Source organism: Acidobacteriota bacterium, from assembly GCA_016716905.1.
Taxonomy (GTDB): domain Bacteria; phylum Acidobacteriota; class Vicinamibacteria; order Vicinamibacterales; family SCN-69-37; genus SYFT01.
On record JADJUS010000002.1, the window covers coordinates 1 to 25,251 of the forward strand.

Annotated in this window: 22 protein-coding genes and 1 pseudogene; 13 read left to right on the plus strand and 10 right to left on the minus strand. The window is 64.7% G+C overall.

Annotation, left to right across the window (positions count from 1 at the left end; translation table 11 throughout):
* The coding region (locus tag IPL75_00120) for a hypothetical protein (GenBank protein MBK9238676.1) at window positions 1–334 on the plus strand (334 nt) is incomplete at its 5' end.
* On the opposite strand, the gene IPL75_00125 is transcribed toward IPL75_00120, so the two are convergent.
* The 4 genes from IPL75_00125 to IPL75_00140 form a co-directional block, all read right to left on the minus strand.
* Window positions 298–1,215 (minus strand): CoA pyrophosphatase, encoded by a 918-nt coding sequence (locus IPL75_00125; protein MBK9238677.1) that lies wholly within the window; start codon window positions 1,213–1,215, stop codon window positions 298–300. The two genes, IPL75_00120 and IPL75_00125, sit on opposite strands and share 37 nt — an antisense overlap.
* Before the next feature lie 40 nt (window positions 1,216–1,255).
* Entirely contained in the window at window positions 1,256–2,734 is a 1,479-nt protein-coding gene (locus IPL75_00130; protein MBK9238678.1) for an ABC transporter permease, read from the minus strand.
* Window positions 2,731–2,970: a hypothetical protein gene (locus IPL75_00135; protein MBK9238679.1), complete on the minus strand. Its 240-nt coding sequence runs from the start codon at window positions 2,968–2,970 to the stop codon at window positions 2,731–2,733. Before IPL75_00135 ends, IPL75_00130 begins: the two co-directional genes overlap by 4 nt.
* Before the next feature lie 159 nt (window positions 2,971–3,129).
* Window positions 3,130–3,405, minus strand: a complete 276-nt coding sequence (locus IPL75_00140) for an ABC transporter permease (protein MBK9238680.1) — start codon at window positions 3,403–3,405, stop codon at window positions 3,130–3,132.
* A gap of 154 nt (window positions 3,406–3,559) precedes the next feature.
* On the opposite strand from IPL75_00140, the gene IPL75_00145 reads away from it, so the two are divergent.
* From IPL75_00145 to IPL75_00155, 3 genes are all read left to right on the plus strand, one after another.
* Window positions 3,560–6,154 carry a zinc-dependent metalloprotease gene (locus IPL75_00145; protein ID MBK9238681.1) on the plus strand — a complete coding sequence of 865 codons (2,595 nt, stop codon included), beginning with the start codon at window positions 3,560–3,562 and terminating at the stop codon, window positions 6,152–6,154.
* Entirely contained in the window at window positions 6,091–6,522 is a 432-nt protein-coding gene (locus tag IPL75_00150; GenBank protein MBK9238682.1) for a hypothetical protein, read from the plus strand. The genes IPL75_00145 and IPL75_00150 overlap by 64 nt, the downstream gene beginning before the upstream one ends.
* 550 nt (window positions 6,523–7,072) lie before the next feature.
* Window positions 7,073–7,516, plus strand: a complete 444-nt coding sequence (locus IPL75_00155; protein MBK9238683.1) for a DUF1772 domain-containing protein — start codon at window positions 7,073–7,075, stop codon at window positions 7,514–7,516.
* Between the two features lie 1,262 nt (window positions 7,517–8,778).
* On the opposite strand, the gene IPL75_00160 is transcribed toward IPL75_00155, so the two are convergent.
* Both IPL75_00160 and IPL75_00165 read right to left on the minus strand, forming a co-directional pair.
* A complete protein-coding gene (locus tag IPL75_00160; protein ID MBK9238684.1) occupies window positions 8,779–9,231 on the minus strand; it encodes an EamA family transporter in 453 nt (150 codons plus the stop codon).
* Window positions 9,232–9,233: 2 nt separating this feature from the next.
* On the minus strand, window positions 9,234–11,777 hold the full coding sequence (locus IPL75_00165; protein MBK9238685.1) for a sodium-translocating pyrophosphatase: 2,544 nt from the start codon (window positions 11,775–11,777) through the stop codon (window positions 9,234–9,236).
* A gap of 60 nt (window positions 11,778–11,837) precedes the next feature.
* On the opposite strand from IPL75_00165, the gene IPL75_00170 reads away from it, so the two are divergent.
* Window positions 11,838–13,640 carry a carbon starvation protein A gene (locus IPL75_00170; GenBank protein MBK9238686.1) on the plus strand — a complete coding sequence of 601 codons (1,803 nt, stop codon included), beginning with the start codon at window positions 11,838–11,840 and terminating at the stop codon, window positions 13,638–13,640.
* 78 nt (window positions 13,641–13,718) lie between these two features.
* On the opposite strand, the gene IPL75_00175 is transcribed toward IPL75_00170, so the two are convergent.
* Window positions 13,719–14,321: a DedA family protein gene (locus tag IPL75_00175; protein MBK9238687.1), complete on the minus strand. Its 603-nt coding sequence runs from the start codon at window positions 14,319–14,321 to the stop codon at window positions 13,719–13,721.
* Between the two features lie 134 nt (window positions 14,322–14,455).
* Between IPL75_00175 and IPL75_00180 the strand changes: the two genes are divergently transcribed.
* From IPL75_00180 to IPL75_00200, 5 genes are all read left to right on the plus strand, one after another.
* Window positions 14,456–15,697: an MFS transporter gene (locus IPL75_00180; GenBank protein MBK9238688.1), complete on the plus strand. Its 1,242-nt coding sequence runs from the start codon at window positions 14,456–14,458 to the stop codon at window positions 15,695–15,697.
* Between the two features lie 187 nt (window positions 15,698–15,884).
* The gene (locus IPL75_00185; GenBank protein MBK9238689.1) at window positions 15,885–17,483 is read left to right on the plus strand and encodes a glycosyltransferase family 39 protein; all 1,599 of its coding nucleotides are present in this window, start codon (window positions 15,885–15,887) and stop codon (window positions 17,481–17,483) included.
* A gap of 65 nt (window positions 17,484–17,548) precedes the next feature.
* Complete coding sequence (locus tag IPL75_00190; GenBank protein MBK9238690.1) at window positions 17,549–18,682, plus strand: hypothetical protein; 1,134 nt, start codon at window positions 17,549–17,551, stop codon at window positions 18,680–18,682.
* Entirely contained in the window at window positions 18,646–19,317 is a 672-nt protein-coding gene (locus IPL75_00195) for a hypothetical protein (GenBank protein ID MBK9238691.1), read from the plus strand. Before IPL75_00190 ends, IPL75_00195 begins: the two co-directional genes overlap by 37 nt.
* Window positions 19,318–19,326: 9 nt before the next feature.
* A complete protein-coding gene (locus IPL75_00200; protein MBK9238692.1) occupies window positions 19,327–20,055 on the plus strand; it encodes a class I SAM-dependent methyltransferase in 729 nt (242 codons plus the stop codon).
* Window positions 20,056–20,148: 93 nt separating this feature from the next.
* On the opposite strand, the gene IPL75_00205 is transcribed toward IPL75_00200, so the two are convergent.
* Genes IPL75_00205 through IPL75_00215 form a run of 3 tightly spaced genes read right to left on the minus strand, consistent with a single transcriptional unit; the run spans window position 20,149 to window position 23,209 of the window.
* Window positions 20,149–21,744, minus strand: a complete 1,596-nt coding sequence (locus IPL75_00205) for a TonB-dependent receptor (GenBank protein MBK9238693.1) — start codon at window positions 21,742–21,744, stop codon at window positions 20,149–20,151.
* Window positions 21,738–22,781, minus strand: a complete 1,044-nt coding sequence (locus IPL75_00210) for a hypothetical protein (GenBank protein MBK9238694.1) — start codon at window positions 22,779–22,781, stop codon at window positions 21,738–21,740. Before IPL75_00210 ends, IPL75_00205 begins: the two co-directional genes overlap by 7 nt.
* Before the next feature lie 38 nt (window positions 22,782–22,819).
* Window positions 22,820–23,209 carry a carboxypeptidase regulatory-like domain-containing protein gene (locus IPL75_00215; protein ID MBK9238695.1) on the minus strand — a complete coding sequence of 130 codons (390 nt, stop codon included), beginning with the start codon at window positions 23,207–23,209 and terminating at the stop codon, window positions 22,820–22,822.
* A 130-nt stretch (window positions 23,210–23,339) separates the two neighbouring features.
* On the opposite strand from IPL75_00215, the gene IPL75_00220 reads away from it, so the two are divergent.
* The 3 genes and pseudogenes from IPL75_00220 to IPL75_00230 all read left to right on the plus strand — a co-directional run bounded on the left by IPL75_00220 (window position 23,340) and on the right by IPL75_00230 (window position 25,251).
* Window positions 23,340–23,609, plus strand: coding sequence for a hypothetical protein (locus tag IPL75_00220; GenBank protein MBK9238696.1), 270 nt, complete (start codon window positions 23,340–23,342; stop codon window positions 23,607–23,609).
* Window positions 23,519–23,806 (plus strand): hypothetical protein, encoded by a 288-nt coding sequence (locus IPL75_00225; GenBank protein ID MBK9238697.1) that lies wholly within the window; start codon window positions 23,519–23,521, stop codon window positions 23,804–23,806. Before IPL75_00220 ends, IPL75_00225 begins: the two co-directional genes overlap by 91 nt.
* Before the next feature lie 72 nt (window positions 23,807–23,878).
* Window positions 23,879–25,251: pseudogene (locus IPL75_00230) on the plus strand (MFS transporter).

The following is a 25,251-nucleotide window of genomic DNA, read 5'->3' on the forward strand; positions in this document are numbered from 1 at the left end:
CAATCGCCTGAAACTCGTCGACGCCACGGCCATGCGGCTTGCGGGCCCGGCGATGCGCCCGGAGCGCGAACACTTCGTTCGCCGGGCGCGTGATGTGCGAATCGCGCAGCCGACGGGAACGCAATCGCGAACCGCACGCGCCGAGTGGGGCCGCTTCGAAGCGCACCGGTCTGACCGATCGCAGCAGGTCTGCAGTCCATTGCCGCAACCACCCTGGCTGTCGGCGTACAGCAAGGCCGGGCGTACGCCTCCGGAAGCCGACGTACGAACTGGAACTGGCGACGGTGACTTCCACGGTCAGACGCCCTGTTTCGCCAGCCCGCGCAACACGTGACGCACCAGCGACGACTTGCCATACCGGCGCGGCGAAATCAGGAACACCTTCTGGCCAGCGAGCAGATCCGGCTCAGCCGATCGCGCTCGATCTCCCGGTCCGCAAACGCCGCCGCGGTCACGATTTCGCCGTACAAACGGGTTGTCTGCCATTACCCTGAACTCCGTAATGATTACCAGAATAGCGTAATCCAGACGGTTCCGGTGCCGCCCCGGGCCAAACGCCGGATCCAGCAGCGCCCGCGAACTCCCCGAGATCATGGCCGTGGCGCCCCAGACCTGGTGCCCGCCCACGTCAAAATACGGAACCCAGATCGGCGGGCCCGGCTGGCCACCGGGCTGTGGCCGCAGACGCCGGTCCCATTTCAGGCCGGCGGGATCGCGCAGCGCGGCCAACGGCGCTTCGATCAACGACGCCACTTCGCCCGGCGCCGGCGCAAACGCCGGCCGGGCCGGGGCGACCGCCACGATCGGGTGCACCACGAACCGGCTGACAATGACCCAGAGTGTCGAGAGGGATCCGACGACACGGACGTCCGACGGGTCGAGCCCGATTTCCTCCTGCGCTTCACGCAGCGCGCCCTCAACCGGAGATTCGCCGCTGTGCAGGCCGCCGCCGGGCAGGCTGATCTGGCCGCCGTGATGAGGCAGGTCCGCGTGCCGCTGCGTCAGCACAATCGAGGTCCCCTGGGCGCCCGGGTACAGAAGCAGCAGCGCACCGGCGCGTCGCGCGTCCGGCGGCTGCGCAGCCGGATCCCACGCGGTTCGGGTCGGTTGCGGACAGAAGCGGCGCTGCACCACCGCGCCGGGCAAGGGCGCCTGCAATCGTGCGAGCAATGCCGCTTCGAGTGTGGCCAGGTCGTCGCCGGGCGGGAGGGTCACCCGGGAATTATGACCTCTGTCAGCAAAACGACCTCTGAGGTTACAAAACGACCTCTGAGGTAGTTTTCGGCCGATGTTGTGAAATCCACCTCAGAGGTCGTTTGGGTTGGATTCTTATTCCGACCGCAACGCCAGCGACGGGGCGATCTGCGTCGCCCGGCGCGCCGGAATCCATGTGGCCGCCATCGCCGACAGGAACAGCGCCACAAACGCGGCCGCCACAATCGGCAGGTCGAAGCCCCCGCCGCCAAACACGAAGCCGCCAATGGCGCGCACCACCAGCGCCGACAACCCCAGGCCCAGGACCAGCCCCGCCGCTGTCAGCGACAACCCGTCGCGCATCACGAGCGAGACCACATCCCGCGACGTGGCCCCAAGCGCCAGCCGAATGCCGAACTCGCGGGTGCGGCGCGCCAAAATGCGCCTTGACTCCGTAGATGCCCAGCGCCGCCATGAACAACGCGATGCCGCCGAAGACGCCAAACAACGTGGCGCCCGTCCGGATGACCCACAACATGGCATTCCGCTCGCGGAACATCGGACCGGTCTCAAGCGTGACCACGGGAAGGTTCGCGTCGATGTCGCGCAGCAGCGCGCGCAGCGCCGGCAGCATCGCGGCTTCGCCCTCGGCATTCGTCGTCTGCGCGTGCAGATACACACCAAAGCGGAAGTGCTGCGCGTACGGGCGATACAGATGCGGGCCCGCCTCATCGTTTTCCATCTGGTGCCGGATGGCCGGCGCCAGGCCCACCACTTCAATCACCTCAACCGACCCGTCGTCGCGCGGGGTGGTCTGCACCAGACGGCCGATGGGATCGTCCTGGCCGAACAGTTGTGCGGCCAGGGCTTCGTCGATGATGCCCACCGGCGCTCGTCCCGGCGTCTGCCACTCCGCGTCTGTGAACGTGCGGCCGCGAAGCAACGAGAGTCCGAGCGCTGGAAAGTAGTCGGGCGAGATGCCCATCGTGACGGCCGAAGCCGTCATGGTGGCGTGATTCGGGTCAGACGGCCTGATGACTGGCCCGGCCTTCTGCACGCGCCCGCTTTCCTGAATGTCGCCAAACGGCATTTGTGTGGCCAGGCCCACGGTCGTGATGCCGGGCACCTGACGCACCCGATCGAGCACCTGGCCATACAGCGCCGTCGTACGGGTGCGGTCGTAGTTGGCCAGGCTGGCGTCCAGATTGGAAAGAACGCCGCGGTCAAACGAAAAACCGGGATCGACGTCCGCAGCCACCATCGCCGCGCGGATGAATGCCCCGGCCGTGGTGAGCAACGTCAGGCTCAGCGCCAGCTGACCCATCACCAGCAGGTTCCGCGTGGCGAATCGCGCGCGGCTGACTTTCATTTCCCCCGCGTGTTCCTTCAGTTCCGGCAGCACGGAGGTGCGCGATGAGGCGAGTGCCGGCCCCAGGCTGGACATCATCGTGCCGGCCACGGCAAAGGCCAGCGTAGCGACGAAGATTCTCCAGTCGGGCGACGGGTCGATGCTGACCAGCACCGGCAGGAGTCCGTTCATTCCGCTGAGCAGTGCGTGCATAGCCGCCCACGACGCAAAGATGGCCACCGCGCCACCGGCGAACGCCAGCACCAGCCCTTCCGTGAGGGTTGGCGTACCAGCCGGAACCGGCTGCCGCCGATCGCCAGCCGGATGGCGAACTCCTTGCGGCGCGCACCGGCGCGCGCCAGTTGCATGTTCGCCAGGTTCAATGACGCCACCAGGAGGACGATGCCCGACATGGCGAGGAGGCTCACGGCGAGGATGCTGACCGCCGAGTCATCATTCGGACTTGTGCTGACCGAAAAGCGCGACACCGGCCCGGCTACCAGGATCCTGGTCCTTGTTCTCCTCCGGGTAGGCCGACTCCATCCATGCGCCGGCGGCCGACAGCAGTGGCGCCGCGGTGTCGAGCGTCACCCCTCGCGCAGCCGGCCGAAGAGGATCAGCGTGTGGTGCCGCCGGTCTGCGAGGTTGCTGGTGGCGCGGTTGTCGGCAAAGTCGTTGATGAGCGACTCGTAGACGCCGGTTGGCACCCACAACTCGGGTGTGACCATGGTGATGGTGCCGCCGAAGCCTTCGGGCGCGATGCCGACGATGGTGAAGGCGCGCTGATTGATTTTGATGGTGCGTCCGATGGCGTCCGCAGGCTTGCCCATGCGTTCCCACGCGAGGTGGCTGATGATCGTCACGGGAATGTCGGCCCGCGGCCGTTCTTCCCTCGCGCGTGAACGAGCGGCCCATCTGGAGCGGCAGGTCGAATGTGTCGAAGAGATCCGCGGAGGTGATGTCGATGAACGCGCGCCGTGTGGCGTCGCCCTCTGAGATGCCGACCAGTGCGGGCTGGTGCGCTGTCAGCGAGGCAAAGATTTCCTTGCGGGAGCGCAGGTCCGAGAAGTTGTCGTAGGAAAAAGCGCGAAAGCCATCGGGCTCGGTGCGGTTCTTCGAGTAAACGGCGACCAGTTCGTCGCCGGCGCCCAGGCGCGGCTTGAGCACGAGCGCGTTCACCAGACTGAAGATGGTGGTGTTGGCGGCGATGCCGAGGCCCAGGACGAGCACCGCCACAAGGGCGAAGCCTGGCTGGCGTTGAAACAGGCGGAGTCCGAGGCGGAGGTCCTGGAGCAGGGTCGTCATGGGCTGTCAGACGGGTTCGGTCCATGCGAAGTTCAGGATCTGGCGATACAATCTGGCCGGGTCACGGAAAGCAACAGGGGGCTGAGTATGCGACGTGTGTCAATTCTTCTGGGCTGTGTGTTGATGCTTGCCATCGCCGTTCCGGCTGGCCTGTCTGGCGAGGCGGGGGCTGGCCCCCAGGCGGGCGGTCAGGCGCCGGGTGGGCGTGGTGGCGGAGCCCAGGGTCCGGCGAGCATCCGCTCGATTGCCGATCGCACGGCGGGGATGCAGAAGATCGACGGGTTCTTCCCCCTGTACTGGGAAGAGGGCACGGGCAACCTGTTCCTCGAAATTCCGGAGCTCGGCAAGGAAGTGTTGTGGGCCAAGGGGCTCTCGGCCGGCCTGGGTTCAAATGACATCGGACTGGATCGCGCCCTGCTGGGTGGCTCCGCCATTGTGAGCTTCCAGCGCGTGGGGCCGCGGATCCTGATGGTGGAGCCCAACTATGACTATCGGGCGATCAGCTCGAATCCAGCGGAACGCAAGGCCGTGGAAGATGCGTTTGCCAAGTCGGTGCACTGGGGCTTTCAAGTGGCCGCCGAAAACGGTGGCCGGGTGCTGGTCGACCTGTCCGACTTCCTGATGCGCGATACACATAACGTGTCGGGGCGTTTGGGGGCCGGGTATCGCTTCGATCGCACGCGCAGCGCGATCAACCTGACCGACACGAAGGCGTTCCCGAAAAATTCCGAGATCGATCTCACGGCGACATTTGTGACCGATGGCGCAGGTGGCGGCGGCCGGGGCGGCGGCGCCGGCGGCGCAGGCGGCGCAGGAGGCCCCCAGCAGGGAGGGCGCGTCTCGGATGTCGCGCCCGATGCATCGGCTGTGACGCTGCGTCAGCATCATTCGTTCATCGAGTTGCCGGACGGCAACTACACGCCTCGGTTGGCCGATCCCCGCTCGGGGTTCGGCGGCGTCAGCTATGTGGACTACTCGGCGCCCATTGGCACCGACATGCGGACGCGTTATGTCAATCGGCACAGACTGCAGAAGAAGGATCCGTCTGCCGCGATCAGCGAGCCGGTCAAGCCGATCATCTACTACGTGGATCGCGGCACACCCGAGCCCGTGATGTCGGCGTTGCAGGAAGGCGCGCGCTGGTGGAACGAGGCCTTTGAGGCCGCCGGGTTCCGCAATGCGTTCCAGGTGCAGACGATGCCGGAAGGCGCGCACCCGATGGACGTGCGCTACAACACCATCACGTGGGTGCACCGGTCCACGCGCGGGTGGAGCACGGGCGGGTCCATTACGGATCCCCGCACCGGCGAAATCATGAAGGGCCATGTGATTCTCGGGTCCCTCCGGTGGCGGCAGGACTATCTGATCTTCGAGAGCCTGCTTTCGCCATACGTGCAAGGCAACGAGAAGCCGGCCGTGCTCGAACAGACGGCCCTCGCGCGCCTGCGCCAGCTGTCCGCGCATGAAGTGGGTCATACGATCGGCATCGGCCACAACTACTACAACAGCTCCAAGGGGCGGATCTCGGTGATGGACTATCCGCATCCCCTGATCACGCTGCGCCCGGACGGCACGATGGATTTTTCGCAGGCCTACGACAGCGGCATCGGCGACTGGGACAAAGTGGCCATTCAGTACGGCTACTCGCAGTTCCCCGCCGGCACCGACGAGAAGGCCGCGCTCACCAAGGTCATCAATGACGCCTGGGACCAGGACTATCGGTACATGTCCAACCAGGATACCGACGTGAATCCGAACGTCGATCAGTGGAACAACGGCACGGATGTGGCCGCGGAGCTGACTCGACTCCTGGCGCTTCGCCGCGCGGCCATGGAAGGATTCGGCGAACGAGCGATTCAGGTGGGACGGCCGATGGCGCAGATGGAAGAAGCGCTGGTGCCGCTGTATCTGCACCACCGGTACGCGGTGGAGTCTGCGGTTACCGCCATGGGTGGTCAGGAGTACATCTACGCGATTCGCGGAGACGGACGGGCGCCAATGAAGTGGGTGCCCGCGGCCAGGCAGAAGGCCGCCTTGGACGCGCTCATGAGCGCGTTGCGTCTGGGCGATCTCACGCTGCCTTCTGCCGTCGTGCAGGGGATTCCGCCGCGCCCGCCGGGCTTCGGGCTGACGCGCGAGTCGTTTGCGCGCACCACCGGAGGCGCGTTTGATCCGGTGGCGCCGGCCGCAGCGGCCACCGAAATTGTCGTGGCCAGCCTTCTGACCCCGCGCGCGCTGCGCGCATGGTCGCGCAGAAGGCCGTGGACGCGTCATTGCCCGGCCTGGATGAAGTCATCGCCCGTCTGACAGCCACCGTGTTTGACGCTCGTCCGGCCAACGGTTACGAGGCGGAGATCAGCCGCACCATGGAACGTGTGGTCATGAGCCAGCTGATGGATCTGGCGGAGGGCGCGCCAAACACACAGGTACGCGCCATCGCCACGCAGGCGCTCCGGGCGCTCCCGGCGCGCGCGTCAATGACGGCCGTCACCACCGTTGGGGCCGAGCGCGCGCACCGCCAGTTGCTGGCCGACGACATCAAACGCTTCCTCGACCGCCCGTACACGGAACTGCGTCCCGCCGCCATTCCCACGCCGCCGCCGGGCGCGCCGATCGGCGACTTCGGGATGGACTATTTGCTGGGGCTCGACTCGTGCCGATGGAGAGAGCGCTGAAAATGAGCCCATTGGCTGGCACGTAGCTCGGGCTGGCACGTAGCTCGGGCTGGCTTGCCCCGCCGTAGCGCGAAGCGCGGAGGTGGGTTCCTCAAGCCCGAGATCACTGTCGCCGAGCCCTGGTCGCGCGTGGGGGATCGACGGAGCGCCTCCGCGGAGCTGCCGCGGGAACCCGCCTCCGCTCGGAGAGCTACGGCGAGGTCTCGCCGAAGCCCCGAGGGTACACGCTGGGCGAAGGCGGAACCGTTCGCTTCGTCCGCTTGGCTGCGCGCTGTCGCCCGTCGGGTCACTCCGCAGACGGCGGAGATGGCCCTCGCAGCCCGCGCTCCCTTGCACGACGGTTTCATGCTGGCGCGTGTCGCGGCACTCCGAGTCGGCGCTTCTGTCGATCCCTCACGCGCGACCAGGGTGTGTCTGCACACCGCAAAACGGGTGCTAACATCCGTCCGTCTCGCAGGTTGAAGGATGTGGGAGAGTTCGCAGCATAGTCCTCGCTGCGGCCGCAATTACGCGGTCTGCCCCAAGACCTGTTAGGCCCCAAGTGAGGGTCATGTTGATTCCCATTCTCGAATTCGTCGCCGTACTCTCAGCCGCACTATTTGCTGGGGCGGCTCTCTACATTAACGTCGTGGAGCATCCCGCGCGGATGGGTCTTGATACGCGCATGGCGGCAATGCAGTGGGCACCCAGTTACAAGCGCGCCACGTGGCTACAAGCGCCCTTGGCGATTGTCAGTCTGCTCTGCGGCGTTGCTGTTTGGCTTCTCGGTGGTGGCGTCGGTTGGCTGGTGGCGGCCTCGCTGGTAGGGGCCGTTGTGCCCTTCACGTTCGCTATCATCATGCCGACGAATCACAAGTTGTTGGCACCGGGCCGCGATCTGTCGAGTTCGGAGACCCGCGAGTTGCTGGTCCACTGGGGACAACTCCACGCTGTTCGCACGGCCCTGAGCATTGCTGGCACCGTGATCTATCTTTGGATGAAGCTTGGGGCCTAACGACGCAATGCAGCGGACGGTCCGCTGCGCGGCCCGCCGCTGATTGCGAGCGTTGCCAGTTCAACATGCTATCGAGATGTTTCGCCCTTACCTTGGCCGTGATGAGTGCTGCCGGTTGTTCCGGCCAGCCGTCGAACTTGCCTACGCCAAAATCGCCGGTTTCCGTTGAGCAATTCTTGCCTCAACTGCCTCCAGCCCGACCGAAAGTGCCATGGCCCCTTCCGGTTGTTGACGCAGAGCGGATTCTGAATGAGACCGGGCTTTTCAATCGAAACGCATGGCGGCAGATCCAAGCCTACAACGTGCTCATGGACCAACCTGACCGTCTCGTCCGATTCCAAGCCATCGCCAGGAACGCGAGGCGAGCAGGGCAAGTCTACGCGTTGTGCGCTCTGTGGGCGCTCGACGTGCTGTGGAATCGGTCAGTAGGTGAATTGGTTCGTCTCGTTGAGGACGAGCGAATTTGGGTCGAGCTCCGAAGTCTCCGAGACGAGGCCTACCTGCGCTACAAGAAGACCGGCTAACATCGGTCGCCCCGGAGCTATCGATGTTTGCACCGACATTTCTCAGCGCTATGGTCGTCGCAACGATGGCAATCGGCTGCGCGTCGCGACCGAACGTGGTCGCGACAGAGATTTCGGGTACGCCTTCGCCAACAGGTTGCGATGCCTGGTTCGAGATTGGTGGAACGTTCTCACGGCAGAACGAGTTGAGATTCACCCTTGAGAACCGATCGAGCGGCGGCCGCTGCATAGCCAATCGAGTACAGCTTCTGTTTCAGAGCAAGATTCAGATACAAGGAGTCCGCGTCTCAGCACCTGCTGGCTGGCGGAGTCGAGAAGTGTCATGCACCTCTGGTGGAGGTTGGTGCGGCTACGAATGGTTCGCAGTTGGCGAAGGCGTGCGTGCCGGCCTCAAGCTGTCAGGGTTTGGCGCGACCTATGTTCCATCCGACCAGCCCCTTCTGAGGTCATGGATCGTTGATCTCGGTCGCCGCAGAGTCGAGATGCTGATCGGCACAGTTGGGGGAGTCTCGGTTTTCAGGTGAGTCGCGGTCGTCGCTGCCGCTCGACTGCGAGCGACGCGACACGGGCCACTAAAAAAGCGCCACGGATGGGGGCGACAGAGGGTGGGGATGGGGGCCCCCACCCGAGATCACGGGCGAACTCCCTGGAGTGGTGCTTTTTCCGCGGCGTCGAGCCGGAGAGCGGCGGCGACGACCGCGACTCACCTGAAAACCCCACCGACAGTGAGTCGAACCCTCAGCTTTGCGGCTTGTAGTAAAGAACGAGAGAAGCCCCAGCTGCGACGAGAACGAACCCAACCCAAAGCAGAGGATTAGGCGACGCCTTCGGCGGGTGCAGGTACATCGTGAACAGCACATTCACGACCGGCGCGCCGCCGAAGACCAGCGGCATCACGTAGGTGGGCACGCCGCCGGCTCGGAACGCATAGATGATAAACACCGCGCCCAGAGCGCCAAGGAGGCCGGCTCCGGTGGCGCCAAGTGCGCCTTCAGTGGACCAGCCCTTGTTCAGCTCGCCCTGCGCCATCAGTGCCACCACCGGCACGATGACGCCGACGATGAAGTAGGCGATGCCGACGCAGAGCAGCGCCCGGAACGGACTGCCGAGCTTTACCTGCCCCTGGTGCAGCGACGGCCCGTACAGGCCCCATGAGAGGGCCGCACCCAGCGCAAGTGCTATCCAGTGCATCGTTACTCGGACTTGATGCGCATCGAGTAGAACGAGCGCCAGACGAAGAAGATCGAAATCGCGAAGAAGCCGAGCGCGAGCGCGTGTGTCAGCCCGGCGCCTTGCTCGCGCGTCAACTGCACGGCCAGTTCCACCGCGAGGAGTCCGAACAACGTCGTGAACTTGATCACCGGGTTCATCGCGACCGAAGACGTGTCCTTGAACGGATCGCCGACGGTGTCGCCCACGACCGAGGCGTCATGGAGCGGCGTGCCTTTGGCCTTCAGTTCCACTTCGACAATCTTCTTCGCGTTGTCCCACGCGCCGCCCGCGTTGGCCATGAAGATGGCCTGGTAGAGACCAAACAGCGCGATGGAGATGAGATAGCCGATGAAGAAAAACGGTTCGGCGAACGCAAATGCCAGTGTCCCGAAGAAGACGCCAAGGAAGATGTTGAACATGCCCTTCTGCGCGTACTTCGTGCAGATTTCGACCACCTTCTTCGAATCTTCCACCGACGCCTTGGTCGCGCCTTCAAGCTTGATGTTGGCCTTGATGAACTCCACCGCGCGATACGCGCCGGTGGTGACGGCCTGAATCGACGCGCCCGTGAACCAGTAGATCATCGCGCCGCCGGTGATGAGGCCCAGCAGGAAGGGCGGGTGCAGGATCGAGAGGAACTTGTAGAACTCCACCTGGAGCCCGTTGGTGAGCGACACGATGATCGCGAAGATCATCGTGGTGGCGCCCACGACGGCCGTGCCGATCAGCACCGGCTTGGCCGTGGCCTTGAACGTGTTGCCCGCGCCATCGTTTTCCTCGAGGTTGTGCTTCGCCTTCTCGAAGTTTGCGTCAAATCCAAACTCGGACTTGAGTGAACCCTTGATGCCGGCGATTTCCTCGATCTGCGACAGCTCGTACACCGACTGAGCGTTGTCGGTGACTGGTCCGTAGGAGTCCACGGCAATCGTCACCGGGCCCATGCCCAGGAAGCCGAACGCCACCAGGCCGAAGGCGAAGACCGCGGGTGCAATCATGCCGATCTGTTCAAGCCCGAAGCCGCTCACGTAGTAGGCCGCCGTCATCAGCAACATGATGCTGAGGCCGAGCCAGTACGCCGAGAAGTTGCCGGCCACCAGGCCCGACAGGATGTTGAGCGACGCGCCGCCTTCGCGCGACGACGAGACCACTTCGCGGACGTGGGCAGACTCGGTGGAGGTGAAGACCTTCACCAACTCGGGGATGATGGCGCCCGCGAGCGTGCCGCACGTGATGATGAGCGAGAGCTTCCACCACATGGTGGTGTCGCCGGCCAGGTTCGGAATGAGCAGGTAAGACGCGAGGAAGGTCAGGCCCACTGAGACGATCGACGTTAGCCACACCAGACGGGTCAGCGGCGCCTCGTAGTTCATCTTGTCCACGTTGACGTACTGCGCCTTCGCCCACATCTCGTTGACGAGGTAGGACACGCCCGAGGCCACCACCATGATGATGCGCATCATGAAGATCCAGACCAGCAACTGCACCTGGAGGCCGACGTCGGCAACGGCCAGCAGGATGAACGTAATGAGCGCCACGCCCGTGACGCCGTAGGTCTCGAAGCCGTCGGCGCTGGGGCCTACGGAGTCGCCCGCGTTGTCGCCCGTGCAGTCTGCGATGACACCCGGGTTGCGCGCGTCGTCTTCCTTGATCTTGAAGACAATCTTCATCAGGTCGGCGCCGATGTCGGCGATCTTCGTGAAGATGCCGCCGGCGATTCGCAGAGCAGATGCGCCGAGGGACTCGCCGATGGCGAATCCGATGAAGCAGGCGCCCGCGTAGTCACCAGGGACAAACAGCAGGATGAACAACATCAGCAGGAGTTCGACGCTGATCAGCATCATGCCGATGCTCATGCCGGCCTTGAGCGGAATGGCGTAGCAGGGATACGGCTTGCCCCGGAGGCTGGCGAACGCCGTGCGCGAGTTGGCGAAGGTGTTGACGCGAATGCCGAACCACGCCACACCGAAGCTGCCGGCGATGCCCACCAGACTGAAGAACAGAATGATGCCGACTTTGGTCAGCGAGAAGTGCAGGAGGAAGAAGTAGTAGTAGAAGATGATCGAGCCGATGAAGAGTTCCAGGACCAGTAGCAGTTTGCCCTGCTGGATCAGGTAGGTCTTACAGGTCTCATAGATCAGCTCGGAGACCTCGAGCATTGACGCATGCACCGGCATGTTCTTGAGCTGCGTATAAATGACCAGGCCGAAGAGCAGGCCCAGCGCGCAGACCAGCAGGCCAACCATCAGCAGCGTGCGACCGTCCACGCCCAGGAACGAGACCTGGCTCAGGTCGGGCATGACGAGGTTCGCTTCGCCGCCGGTGTGCACGGGGGCGGCGGGCGCCTGCGTGGCGTCCTGCACCTGCAGCGTCGCCGGTGCCGTCTGCGCGTCGATGTGGTTGATGTTGCTGATTGTCAGGGCCGCGATCGCGACCAGACCGGCGGTGACCGCCAGACGAATACCTCGAGTTGTGATTGTCAAACCTGTCTCCCTGTCGCGCTGGCTGTGGCCTGCGGCGTCGAACATCATCGCCCGAAGGCGCAGGTTCTGTCGAGGGCCGACCCTTTTGCGGCTAGAATCTGCCGCATGCACGCACTTTACGTAATTGTCCCGGTCCTCTGCATCCTGACCATCGCCTACCGCTACTACAGCGCGTTTCTGGCCACCAAGGTCTACATGCTGGACGACAGCCGGCGGACTCCGGCTCACGTAAAGAACGACGGGCATAACTTCCACCCGACCCCACGATGGGTGCTTTTTGGCCACCATTTCGCAGCAATTACAGGCGCCGGCCCCCTGATCGGGCCGGTCCTGGCCGCCCAGTTCGGCTATGCCCCGGGCCTCATCTGGATCGTCGTCGGCGTGTGTTTGGCAGGAGCCGTCCACGACTCCATCATTCTTTGGGCATCTACCCGAAGGGGCGGGGCCTCGCTGGCCGAAATCACCCGGCAGGAACTGGGTCCCGTGGCCGGGTTTACCGCCGCCCTGGCGATCCTCTTCATCATCGTCATCGCCCTGGCCGGCCTTGGACTGGCGGTTGTCAACGCCCTGGCGGAGAGTCCCTGGGCGGTGTTTGCCATCGGCGTCACCATTCCCTTGGCGCTCTTCATGAGCCTCTGGATGTACAAGCTGCGGCCGGGAAAGGTGGGCGAGGCGACGGTCATCGGCGTGGTCGGCCTGCTGCTGGCCGTCATCTTCGGCAAGGCGATTACCGAAACCTGGCTGGGCGGCATGCTGACCCTTTCGCGGATGCAGTTGGTCATCGCGTTGGGCGTCTACGGGTTCGCAGCGTCGGTGCTGCCGGTGTGGATGCTGCTCGCGCCGCGCGACTACCTCAGCTCGTTCATGAAGATCGGCACGATTATCTTCCTCGTGATCGGCGTCATCATCGTGAACCCCGTTCTGCAGATGCCGGCGTTCAGCGGCTTCACGGGCGGCGGCGGGCCCATTGTGCCGGGCGCGTTGTTCCCGTTTGCGTTCATCACCATCGCGTGCGGCGCCATCTCGGGTTTTCATGCGCTGATTGGATCGGGCACCACGCCCAAGATGATCGACAAGGAGTCCGACATCCGGCCGATTGGTTATGGGTCGATGCTCATTGAAGGCCTGGTGGCCGTCATGGCGCTCATTGCAGCCTCGGCCATGCATCCCGGCGATTACTACGCCATCAACACGTCGGCCGCGGTATTCGAGACACTCAACCAGCCGATCGTCAACCTGCCCGAACTTGAGTCTGCAGTGGGCGAGTCGGTCGCCGGCCGCACGGGTGGCGCCGTGTCACTGGCCGTCGGTATGGCGCAGATTTTCTCGAGCCTGCCTGGCATGCGCGGCCTGATGGACTACTGGTACCACTTCGCGATCATGTTCGAGGCGTTGTTCATCCTGACCACGATCGATGCCGGTACACGCGTGGGCCGATTCCTGGTGGGTGAGTTCATCGGGCGTGGATTCCCGAAGATGGCCGATCACAGCTGGATACCGGGATCGATCATCAGCACAGCGCTCGTCGTTGTGTCCTGGTCGTATTTCATCGCCACGGGCAGCATCAGCACCATCTGGCCGATGTTCGGCATTGCGAATCAGTTGCTCGCCACGGTGGCGCTCGCGGTGGGCACCACCGTCATCATCAGCGCTGGCCGGCGCCAGTACATCTGGGTGACCCTGATACCGATGTGTTTCCTGGCGACTACAACTCTGAGTGCCGGGTTCCTCAGCGTGAAGAACAACTTCTGGCCGATGGCCGTGGGCGCCAGGCCCGAGCTGCAGATGCAGGGCTATCTGAACTCCATCGTGACCGTCATCATGATGGTCTCGGTCATCGTGATCCTCGCCACCGCCGTCCAGCGTTGGCTGCGCCCGGACTCGGCGTCAGTGGCAATGGCGAAATGACCGAAATGACCGAAATGGCGAACTGTACGTAGCTCGGCCTCGCCGTACGTAGCTCGGCCTGGTCCTCAAGGCCGAGAATCACAGCAGCCGAATCACCAGGAACCCGGCGACGAGCAACACGAGAAACGCGAGAGTGAACTTGTCGAAGTGTTTTTCGATCATCGCGCGGACCGGCGCGCCATAAATGCGCAGGATGATGGCGACCAGGAAGAACCGCGCGGACCGTCCGATCATGCTCACGATCAGGAATGGCCAGAAAGCCATGCCGGTGGCACCCGCTGCAATCGTGGCGACCTTGAACGGAATTGGCGTAAACGCCGCGGCCAGCAGAAACCACACGCCCAGATCGCTCTGATACCACGCCACAACCGAGTCCCACGCCGACTGGGCATGGTAGAAGTCCACGATTGGCTGGCCGATCGTCGGCATGGCTACCATGCCGATCCAGTACCCCACCATCGCGCCAATCACCGACCCCGCACTGCACAGGAGCGCCGCGTTCAACCACTTGTGCGTGTTGGCCGCAACGATGGCGATCAGCAGAACGTCGGGAGGAATCGGGAATACCGATGATTCAACGAGCGCGATCAAAAACAGCGCCAGCAGGCTCTGCGGCGAGTCCGCCCACTTCATCGTCCAGTCGTACATGCCGCGGATCCACCCGCGAATCTTCTTGATCATAATGGGGCCTGTCTGTTCGTCCTTTGCGCCCACCATCATATGATGCGGCGGTGGCGGCACTGACCCGGGCAGAGCGACTCGTTGTGGCGGTGGCCGCGTTTGGCTTCTTTTTCGACGCGTACGAACTGCTGACAATGCCCCTGATCGTGGGGCCGGCGTTCACTGAGCTTGCCGGAGGACCGGCCTCCGCGGCGTTCCATCTTCTTGGCGTTGACTGGGCGTGGGCGGGGTTGATCTTCTGGGCCCCGGCCGTGTGTGGTGGCTTGTTTGGTCTGGCCGGTGGACATCTGGCCGATCGCTACGGGCGCAGACAGATTCTGGTCTGGAGCATCCTGGTCTACGCCGGTGCATCGATGGCCGCGGCCTTCAGCACCTCGGCGCTGATGTTCCTCCTGTGCAGATGCCTGGTCATGGTGGGCGTGTGTGTGGAGTTCGTCGCCGGCATCGCGTGGCTGGCGGAGATGTTCCAGGATCCGAAGCGGCGCGAGGGCGCCGTGGGGTTTGCTCAGGCCGTGGCGGGTCTTGGTGGACTGGCGGTCACCGGTGTGTGGCTGCTGATCGTCCGATACGCGGGGGACCTTCCTGAAATCTACGGCGGTCACGCGGAGTGGCGCTACTTGTGCCTGTCGGGCCTGCTGCCCGCGATTCCACTCATCCTGGTGCGACCGTTCCTGCCTGAGTCGCCGATGTGGGTGAAGGGCCGGATGGCACAACGGCCGCGCGTGGCGGCTCTGTTTGAGGGGACGATGCGCCGGACCACAATTGCCGCGATTGTGGCCACGGCCTGCACTTACGCTTTGGCCTACGGAGCGATGCAGCACCTGCCCAGGTTTGTTCCGATGCTGCCCGAGATCAGCGGACTGGAAGAGAGCGCGAAGAAGGTGGCGTCTGGGGAGATGCAGATGGTGCAGGAATCCGGTGGCCTTGTGGGCCGATTTCTGCTGGCTGGACTTGTGGTCGCCGTCGTGGCGCGCCGCCGCATGTTGCGCGTGTTGCAAGTGGCGGCGATCGTCGCGTTTCCGGTGACCTTCGTGTGGTTGAGCGGCATGGGGTTTACGCCGCTCGGCTTCGGTGTCTTCCTCACCGCCGCTATCACCGCGGCGCAGTTCAATTTCTGGGGCAGTTATCTGCCGCGAGTATTCCCCACGCACCTGCGCGGCACGGGTGAGAGTTTCGCGGCCAATGTGGGCGGCCGCATCATCGGCACCACTGCGGCCCTGGCTACCACCACACTCGCAGCCAGATTGACGCCCGCGTACGGTGCGGGCCGGTCCCTCGCTTTGGCCGCCGCGACCGTCGCCACGCTCGCGTGCGTGATGGGACTCATCGCCAGCCGGTTCCTTACCGAGCCCGAATCGGACCAACTGCCGCAGTAATCCGCCCGGCACCTCCGAAGCGGCCAAACCGCGTGTAGACTCTCGCCGGATGATCGCGTCAACGACGGACGCCGGCCGCATTCGGCGATGGTGTGTCGCACTCACCGTGGCCGCGGCCATGACAGGCACGGCGTGTATCGTGGCCACGTATGCCCGGTTGTCACACTCGTGAGACGAGGCGACTCACGTGGCGGCAGGCCTCGAACTGTTGCAGCAGCAACGTTATTCATATCAGACAGAGAACCCGCCCCTGTCGCGGCTGACCATCACCATCGGCCCATGGCTTGCCGGCGCTCGATTACCCGAAGCCGACGGGCGAATCAACCAGAGCCCGTATGCCGCGGCTGACGCGATCTTCCATGACGCGCCCGACTACGTGCAGCGGGTCACGTCCGCTCGCGTCGGCAACCTCCCCTGGTATTGGGCCTGCATTGTGTTGACCTGGATGCTGGCCGGTGGCGCTCGGCGTCCACCCGTCGCCGCCCTCGCCGCGTCGGCGGTGGCGACGATGCCGCCACTGGTGGGACATGCGGGATTTGCCACCACCGATCTGCCGTTTGTGGCGTCAGTGCTCCTGGTATTGGTCGCGCTCAGGCGCTGGCTCGAGCAGCCCGTGATCACACGCGCGGCCTGGCTGGGTGTCGCGCTTGGATTCTCGGTGGCCACGAAGTTTTCCACGCTCCCATTTGTGCCTCCGCTGGTGCTTGCCGTGATGGCGGCGCACCACTGGGACACACGGCGCTCGTGGCATCGCACCCTGATGCAGCCCTCGACCTTCCGATGGATCGGCATCGTCGCGCTGGCGGCGATGCTGACGATCTGGGCCAGTTACGGTTTCCGCGTCGGCCGCATGGCGGACCTCCCGCAGAGATTCTCCGCCTACGGAGACTTCCCCACGTCCGGTGTGTTCGCGGCGGCGTCGCACTGGCGCATTCCCGCCCACGAGTTCTTTCACGGGCTGGCTTTCTTGAAGGTGCATGCCGACGCCGGTCATCGCTCCATGCTGTTTGGTGAGTTCAACCAGCGCGGCTTTCTGGAGTACTACCCTGTCGTGCTGGCGGTGAAGACTCCGTTGCCGTTCCTGCTTCTCGCTGCAGGTGGGTTGTGGGGCGGCGTTGTGCGACGCCCGGGCACCCGCTCCCGGTGGTTCCTCGGGATCGCCGTGGGTGCTGTGGGACTGTTGGCCGCCGCCATGACCAGTCCGATCAACATCGGGGTCAGACACGTCATTGTGTTGTATCCGCTTGTCGCACTGCCGATCGCGGCCGGCTGGATTCGCTGGGCGGACGTCACCAGCCGATCGGGTCTGATCGTGGCGGCGGGTGGCGCTCTGGTGGCGACGCAGGCGGCGCTGCTCGTGGCGAGCGTGCCGTATCAGAGCGCGTACTTCAACGTGTTCGCCGGGCGCGACCCGGCATCGATCGTGAGCGACAGCGACTTCGACTGGGGACAGGACGGCCTTGCGCTCGAGGCGTATTTCAAGGAGCACCCGGTGCCGTCCCTGTATCTGCAACTGCAGGGCACCGTGAATCCGTGCCGCCTTCAGCTACCGCCGGTCTCAGCCCTGCCGGTGACGCCGGTCACCGGATGGATTGCGATCAGCGAACGCGTGTATCGGCTCAATCGCGTCGGGCGGGCCGACCCGTGTGCGTTGACACCGGCTCAACTCAACCCACCGGTCGGCTGGCTCGACTGGCTCCGGCCGCTCACGCCGGTCGCCACGATTGGCAAGACCATTCGTCTCTATCACGTGACCGAACAGGACCTGCCTCGGACGATGCCATAAATCCTCCTCCGGCAGCCGTCCCCGACGTCAAGGCCATGGCAGAATGCCCGGCACAGGAGCATCCCATGCCTACACGATTGCTCGGAAGTTTCGTCGCCGCGGCAATCCTGAGCGCCGCGGGCCATGCCGTCACGGCGTCGGGCGCTGCCACGCACCGGGTCACAGTCGGCGCCGACGGGTCGTTCACGCCGGCCGTGCTGCGCATTCGCGACGGTGACACGGTGGAGTGGGCTTTGCCCAATCGCACTGCGGCCATCGTTGCCTCCAGCGAGCCGCCGGCCGACGGCGTTTGCCCCCTGCCTCGGCCGTTCGCGGCCGGCGACAGCGGAAACTTCACCGGCCCGATGCCGCTCGCGCCCGGCGGCATCTTTGTGATGAGCCCGCTCGAGCGCGGGCATCGTCCGCAGGCATCGGCGTGCGCCGCAGGCCCGGTGGTGGCGCGCGGCGACAACGAAGTCCTGTGCACCACAGGCGAGCCGTTCACGACGATGGAGTCCACGTGGGCGGACCCCAACAACACGGGCGTCTTCATCCGTCTGCTGTGGAACCGCACACACATCGCACCAGGTACCGGCGATGCGAGTTTCGACTTCACGGAACTGGACCGCGAGATCGCGAGGGCGGTGCGCAACGGCAAGCTGTATAGCCTGGGCTTCAAGGCCGGCGCGGACGGCACGCCCGACTGGATCTTTTCCACGCCCGCCGCGCGCGCTCCAACCGCGGCGCGTGGAGGGGGCCGAGGCCGTGGCCGTGCGGGCCGTGGCGCGGACCCTGTGCCTGCCGCGCCGGCTGGGGTGAACGGCGGCGTGCCTCGACTCTCGCTGCAGGACGGCGACGGCCGTGGCGGCCGCACCTGCGGCGCGCCGATGGATTTGGGTAGCCCAACCGATCCGAATTACCAGAAGCACTACTTTGATCTGTTGACAAAGGTGGCCGCACGCATCCGGGCGCGATCGGACTGGTACCGGGCGCTGGCGTATATCAAACCGTCGGGCGCCAATCTGGTGTCGCACGAGAATCGCCTGCCCAAGAACTGCGAAGCGGGCTGTGTCTGCAATCCAAAGGTCCTCGCCGAAGCGGGTTACACGCCGAGCGGGCTGTATGACTTCTACCGCAAACAGTTCGCACTGCTGGCGCGCGAGTTTCCGGGCAAGGCCCTCGCGTGCACGCGCTCATCCAGGATGGTTTCCCAGGCGTGAACGACTCGGGCGGATGGGAACAAACAAACGGCTCGTCGTCGAACGGCCGTCCGTTGCCGCGCGGCGTGGAACAAACGGAGAGGATTCTCGAGATCGGCCAGGACGATTTCGGCGCACGGTTCGTCGTGCAGCACAACGGATTGCAGCCGCAGCCGCCGCGTGGTTCGTGCGCCAACGAAGATAAACATCCTGCGCGTGGGCCCTACACGCGCGTGGGCGCAGGTTGTCCGAACCGCTGGGTGCTTGAGGCCGGGGCCGACGGGCGCACGGTGACGGGTTTTCAGACCACCAACGCGCAACAGGTGAACACCCCCGCGCATACGGAAGGCACGCTGGGGAACGCGTGGGTCAACTCTGACGGCGTCTTCGTCGAAATCTACGAGGAGCGTTTCTGGGAGGCGGTGCGAACCAACCAAGGCAAGTTGCCGAGTGGGCGGACCCTCGCGACCTGGGCTGATCGCTTTCACGAGCGGCGCCGCACGATGTTCCGTGATCTTCCGGATCCATTTCCCGCCGTGCACCGCCACACGTTCCGGCTGACCAACCGTGCGACGCCAGAGACCTTGCACTATTTCGACCCTTCAACGTGCCGGCCTGGCAACGCTCGCGTCGGCAGCATCGTGGTCGAGCGATAGGCCGATTCGTTGTCTGCACTCCCCGGGGAAAGCCGAGGCGACGAGAGCGACTACCGCGCGTACCTCCGGCGTGAGTGGGAGGAGTCGTATCGTCACCCTGCGCATCTGGCGGCTGTGGACGCGATCCGTCGTCACGTCCCGTCAATCGCCCGAGTGCTGGACGTCGGCATGGGCGCGGGACAGGAACTGATCCCGTTCCTGGGCGACGCGTGGTGTTGCGGCATCGACATTGCCGAAGCGAGTCCGCAGTTCGCGCGTGAGCGGCTCACTGCCATGGCCGGGCCGACGTTGAGATTCGCCGTCGCGCAGGCGAGCGTCGAAGCGCTTCCGTTTGCACCCGGCTCAATCGATGTGGTGATTTGCCGGCTGGTGCTGCCGTATGTGAACCACACGGCCGCGCTCGGCGAACTGGCTCGTGTCCTGCGTCCAGGCGGCATCCTCTCGCTGCAGGTGCACGCGCCGAGGTTCTACATCTCCAAGCTGCGTCAGGGTATTGCGACGAGAGATGCCGGCAAGCGCCGTCACGCCATCGGGGCCCTTCGCACAGGCGTGTGGTTTCACCTGACGGGCAGGCACCGGCCGATTGCAGGCGTCATCGAAACGTTTGTCACCATCAGGATGCTGACGCGCCTCGCAGGCCGCGCAGGGCTCGACGTCATCGACCAGGTCGAGAACCAGAATCCCAACGCGCCCCACCTGTTGCTGAAGCGGCGATTCGACGAAGAGCCGCGGCCTTGAGACCGCCGCGCTACGTACGCCCAGGGGCTTTCCCAGAAATCCTCCGCGTCTCCGCGCCTCCCTGTGATCCGTCGTGATCTCGCGACGTCGTGATCAGAAGCTGATGCGCACTCCCAGCTGCATCTGCCGCGCAGAGGTAATCGTCGTGCGAATCTGACCGAACGATGCCAGCGGCGCTTCGTTGTCTGCGCTGCCCGCGAAGGCCACAAGCGACGGCGGGCCAAAGTTGGCGCGATTGAGGAGGTTGAACACCTCGGCCCGCAACTCCACTGTGCCGCGACCGCCGCCGAGGCGGCTCAGCCCGAATAGTTTGCTCAGTGCCAGGTCCACCGTGCGCAGATCAGGTCCGATGAGTTCGTTGCGGCCCACGTTGCCGAACGTCCCGATCGGCTGCAGCACAAATGCCGTCGGATCAAACCACTGGGCCGGGTTGCCCGTCACCGCGTTTGACGCGTTGCGTCCTGGTGCATAACTCGGCCGGTCCGGCCCGGTGCCTGGGCCCAGCGACGGCGACCAGAGCGATCGCGACCGATTCGTCTGCACAAACGGCGTCAGTGGGCTTCCGCTGCGCAGGCGCACGATGCCAGAGAGGCGCCATCCGCTGAAGGGTTCCCACACGAAGTTGGTCACCCAGTTGTGCTCTGCGTGGAAGTCCGAAAGGCCCTTGTTGTAGCCCTCGATGAATTCGGGCATCGCCGACGTGGTGGCGGTGGTCGAGTCCGAGAAGAACGTGGAATTCTGCGTGGTGTCTTCAGACTTCGACCACGTGTACGCCGACTGCACCTGCAGGCCGTGGCTCCATCGCTTCTTGACCTCCACGATGAGCGCTTTGTACCAGGAGTCGCCGTCGCTGGACTTGAGTTCAATCGCCGAGTAGTTGCGGTTCGGGCGCTGGAGTCCGGCCGCATAGAACAACGTTCCGTCGGCGAGCGTGGCCGGCGTGGGCACGTTGACATCGGAGTTGCGCCACAGATGTGTGCCGCGGGCACCGGCATAACTGACGGTCGCCACCCAGTCCGTGAAGAACTCCTGCTGCACACTCGCGTTCCACATATGCACGCGCGGCAGTTGCACGTCGTTCTGAATCGGCCGCACGGAGATACCCGTCAGCCGCTCGAACGGCGGCACGGGAAACGTCGGATTCGCAATGACCACGCGCGGCGTGCTCGGCGGATTGGTGACGGTGACGATCAGGTTCTGGTGGTTGTTGGTGTTGTAGTACAGCCCGTAGCCGCTGCGAACAGACGTGCGGCCATCACCGCGCACGTCCCAGACCACGCCTGCGCGGGGCGAGAGCGTGGGCGCAGGATTTTCGTACAACTGGCCCACCACCGGCGCGCCCAGCAGGTCGGGCATGTTGATGTCGCGCCCGCCCTCATCCACCGGCATCGTGGACCCTTCGAACCGCAGCCCAATGTTGGCCGTCACTCGCGGCGTCAGCTGAATGTCGTCCTGCAGGTAGGCGCCGTAGATGGTGAACGGCCAGCGACGATTGACGTCGCCATTGGGCGTCAGGCCGATGAAGCTCGCAGGCGTGTTGCGCAGGAACGCCGCAAGATTGGCGAAGCGGAACACGCCCAGGCTGAACGTCGGGTTGAACTCGCTCGAGACGTAGTGCTCGGCCAGCGCGCCTGCCTTCAGGAAATGCCGACCGCGAGACTGCGTGAGGTCGTACTGCAGGCTCAACACATCCTGACGGAGGCGGAGGTTGGCTGAAAGCTGCGGGCCAAAGCGGGGATGCCGCCGATGTCGATGGCGCCCATCAGGGAACGCCCGGCCGCAAACTCGCTGACCGGCTGCGTGGTGTTGGCCTCCACGTTCTGGCCCACGCGCGTGCGGCTGTAGCCCAGATGCACGGTGTGGAAGGTCCGTTGTCCGAGCGCCTGGCGGTATTCGGCCGTCGCAAACTGATTGCGCGAGATGAACGAGCGCGGGAACTGCGGAAAGTCTGTCGGCAACCGCTGCTCCGCATCGTCGAACGTGTAGCGGGCGAAGAGCTGGGCGCCGTTGGCGAGGACCGCGTCCAGACGGAGCTGGGCGAAGTGCTGGTCGAGCTTCTGGTCAAACGGGAACGTGTAGCGCGCCAGCCCGCCGCCGAGATTTTCGCCGTTCGCCCGCGGGAACTCGTTGAGGTAGGGCAGCACCGCGGGATTGATCGGGATCGTGACGCCGCCTGGCAGCAGGCCGAGCCGCGCGTTGTCGTCGGGCACGGTCGTCAAAATCGAGCGACCCAGCGTTTCGATGAGCGCCTCGTAGCCGGCGAAGAAGAAGAGCCGGTCACGTACGAGCGGTCCGCCGAGGGTGCCGCCGAACTGGTTGCGCATGAAGTCGGGTTTGTCGCCCACGTCGAAGTAGTTGCGGGCGTCGAGCGCTTCGTTCCGGTGGAACTCGAATGCGCTGCCCGCGAACTGGTTGGACCCCGATTTGGTGATGGCGTTGATCTGGCCGCCGATGTTCCGTCCGAACTGGGCGCTGTAGGAGTTGGACTCGAGCCGGAACTCCTGGACGGTGTCCATGCCGAGCGCCGTGCTGGCCGCGGACCCGGCAGGTCCGTTGGTGAAATCGTTGAGCAGCGTGCCGTCAAGCAGATACACGTTGGCGCGCGGGTCCTGGCCGTTGACGCTCATGGCCACGCCGTGCGCCACCACCGAACCGTTGTCGCGATGCGCGAAGGGTGTCACCCCAGGAAGCAGCGACATCAAGTCGGTGTAGTTGCGTCCGTTCACGGGAATCTGCGCGATGGTGCGCTGGTCGACGAGGAAACTCAGCCCGATGATCGCGTGTTGACTTGGGAAGTGGCGGCGGTCACCGTGACGGCATCGGTCGCACCCACCTCCATGGTCAGGATGACGGCGGCGTTTTCACCGACGGTGAGGGCGATGCCGGCGCGGACGAGCGGGCGGAAGCCGGGGAAGTCAGACCGCACCTCATAGTTGCCGGCCGTGAGGCCGGCGATGGTGAAGCGGCCATCCAGGCCGGTCGTGGCCTGGCGTGTCGCGCCGGTGGCCACGTGTTGCGCCACCACCTTCGCTCCTGCCAGCACCGCGCCCGTGCTGTCCTGCACCACGCCGGCAAGCGTGGCGCCGGTCTGCGCGGAGGCAGACGCCGCCGAAAGGACGAGAACCAACATGAACGCAAACACACTTCGTTTCATTTCAGGCTTCCTGACAATTGGCGCCGCTGAAGCGACGCCCTACGTGACGACCCAAGGACTCCGGCCCCCCGGACCCCGGGACTCCGGGACCCCGATACGAAACGGACAGAGGATTCAGAAAGTATAGTGAATGTATTCGCATGCAGGAATCGATCACCATGTCCGCTTTGGGGCAGAGCCGGGCCCGACGCGCGCGATGCCCGCCACCTTTCGTTATCACCGCCGCGCGCAGTTCCACGAGACGGACCTTGCCGGGATTGTGCACTTCAGCTGGTATTTCCGCTACATGGAAGAGGCCGAACACGCCCTGTGGCGGCATGTGGGTCTGAGCATCTCGCCGCCGAAACCGGAGTTCGGGTTTCTCGCGTCAACGCCACCTGCGATTTCAAGGCGCCTCTGAAATTCGAGGACGAGTTCGAGGTGGAGATTGCCGTGGAGGCGATCGGACGCCGGTCCGTTCGTTACCGCTGCACCCTCTGGCGTGGGACGGAGGTCATGGCCACGGGTGCGATGACATCCGCGTGCGTGACGAGCGACGAGACCGGGGCGGTGCGTTCGATCGAAGTACCCGACGCGGTCCGCTCCCGGCTCTCGTAGGACGGCGTGGGTCTCAACGCCGCCTCGTCGGCCCCCGTGCCATAATGCGGCGCATCCCATGAGGTTTGCCTGATGTCGTCGCCCCGGCTCACAAAGGTGCAATGGCTGATCTGCGTGATCGCGGCGATCGGCTTCGCGTTTGATATCTACGAACTGCTGATGCTGCCGCTCATCATCGCGCCGGCACTGCGCGAACTGGTGAATGTGGCGCCGGGCACTCCTGCCTACAACGACTGGGTCGGTGTGATGTTGTGGGTGCCGGCCATCGCCGGCGGGATTTTCGGCCTGCTTGGCGGCTACCTCACCGACAGGCTCGGCCGCCGCCGCGTGCTCACGTGGAGCATCCTGCTCTACGCGTTCTCCGCGTTCGCGGCCGGGTTCAGCACCACCCTCTGGCAGTTCGTCTTCTTCCGCAGCCTGACGTTCATCGGCGTGTGTGGAGTTTGTGGCCGCGGTCTCGTGGCTGGCCGAACTCTTCCCGGACGCGAAGCAGCGCGAGAAGGTGCTCGGCTACACGCAGGCGTTCTCATCCTTCGGCGGCGCGCTGGTCACAGCGGCCAGCGCCTGGATTCTGGCCAATGCCGCGTCGTTGCCCGAGATCTACGGCGGACATGAAGCCTGGCGCTACACGTTGATGTCAGGCTTGGTGCCGGCGTTGCCGCTCATCATCATCCGGCCGTTCCTGCCGGAGTCGCCTGCGTGGCTGGCCAGTAGCAGGTTGACACGCTGCGCCGGCCCAGCGTGGCGCAACCCCTTCAGCCCCCTGAACCCGCCGCACCACCATCGTCACCACGCTGATGTTCGCGTGTTCGTATGGCGCGGCATTCGGCGCCATTCAGCACATGCCGCGTATTGTGCCACGCACACCGGACGTCGTCACGATGGTGCCCGAACGCCCGATGCCCTCAGGATGTGCCTGGCGCGGCCGTTTGGCGTGCCGAAAGCGGCCGCATGAAGCAGCAGCAAAAGGCCGCGGTGCAGGGGTGGCAGGAGATCGGTGTCCTGGGGTCGGTCGCACCCTCCTCGCCATGCTCGCGATTGTCATCGCCAGCCGCCGCGGTCCTCCGCCTCTTCCAGGTCCCTGGAATCATCGTCCGTGCCCCTGGTGTTCTGGTTCGCGCCGACGTCCAGTCTCGACACACTAAAAATCGGCATGTTCTGCGCGGGTTTGTTTACGGTGGCGCAGTTCAGTTCTGGGGTAACTACCTGCCGCGTGTATCCCAAAATCTTAATCTGCGCGGCACTGGCGAGGCATTCGCCGCCAACGTCGGCGTGACGGATGCTCAGAACCGGCTTCGCCTTCGTCACCACCACGCTCGCGTCGAACCTGTCCGGCGCCTCACGTGCAGTAGCTGGCCATGGCGGCCGACCGTCGCCAAGGCTTGGTTCACGCCTTGTGGTTTCACACTCAGTTTCTTCCTGCCGGAGCTCAAGGGCACGGACCT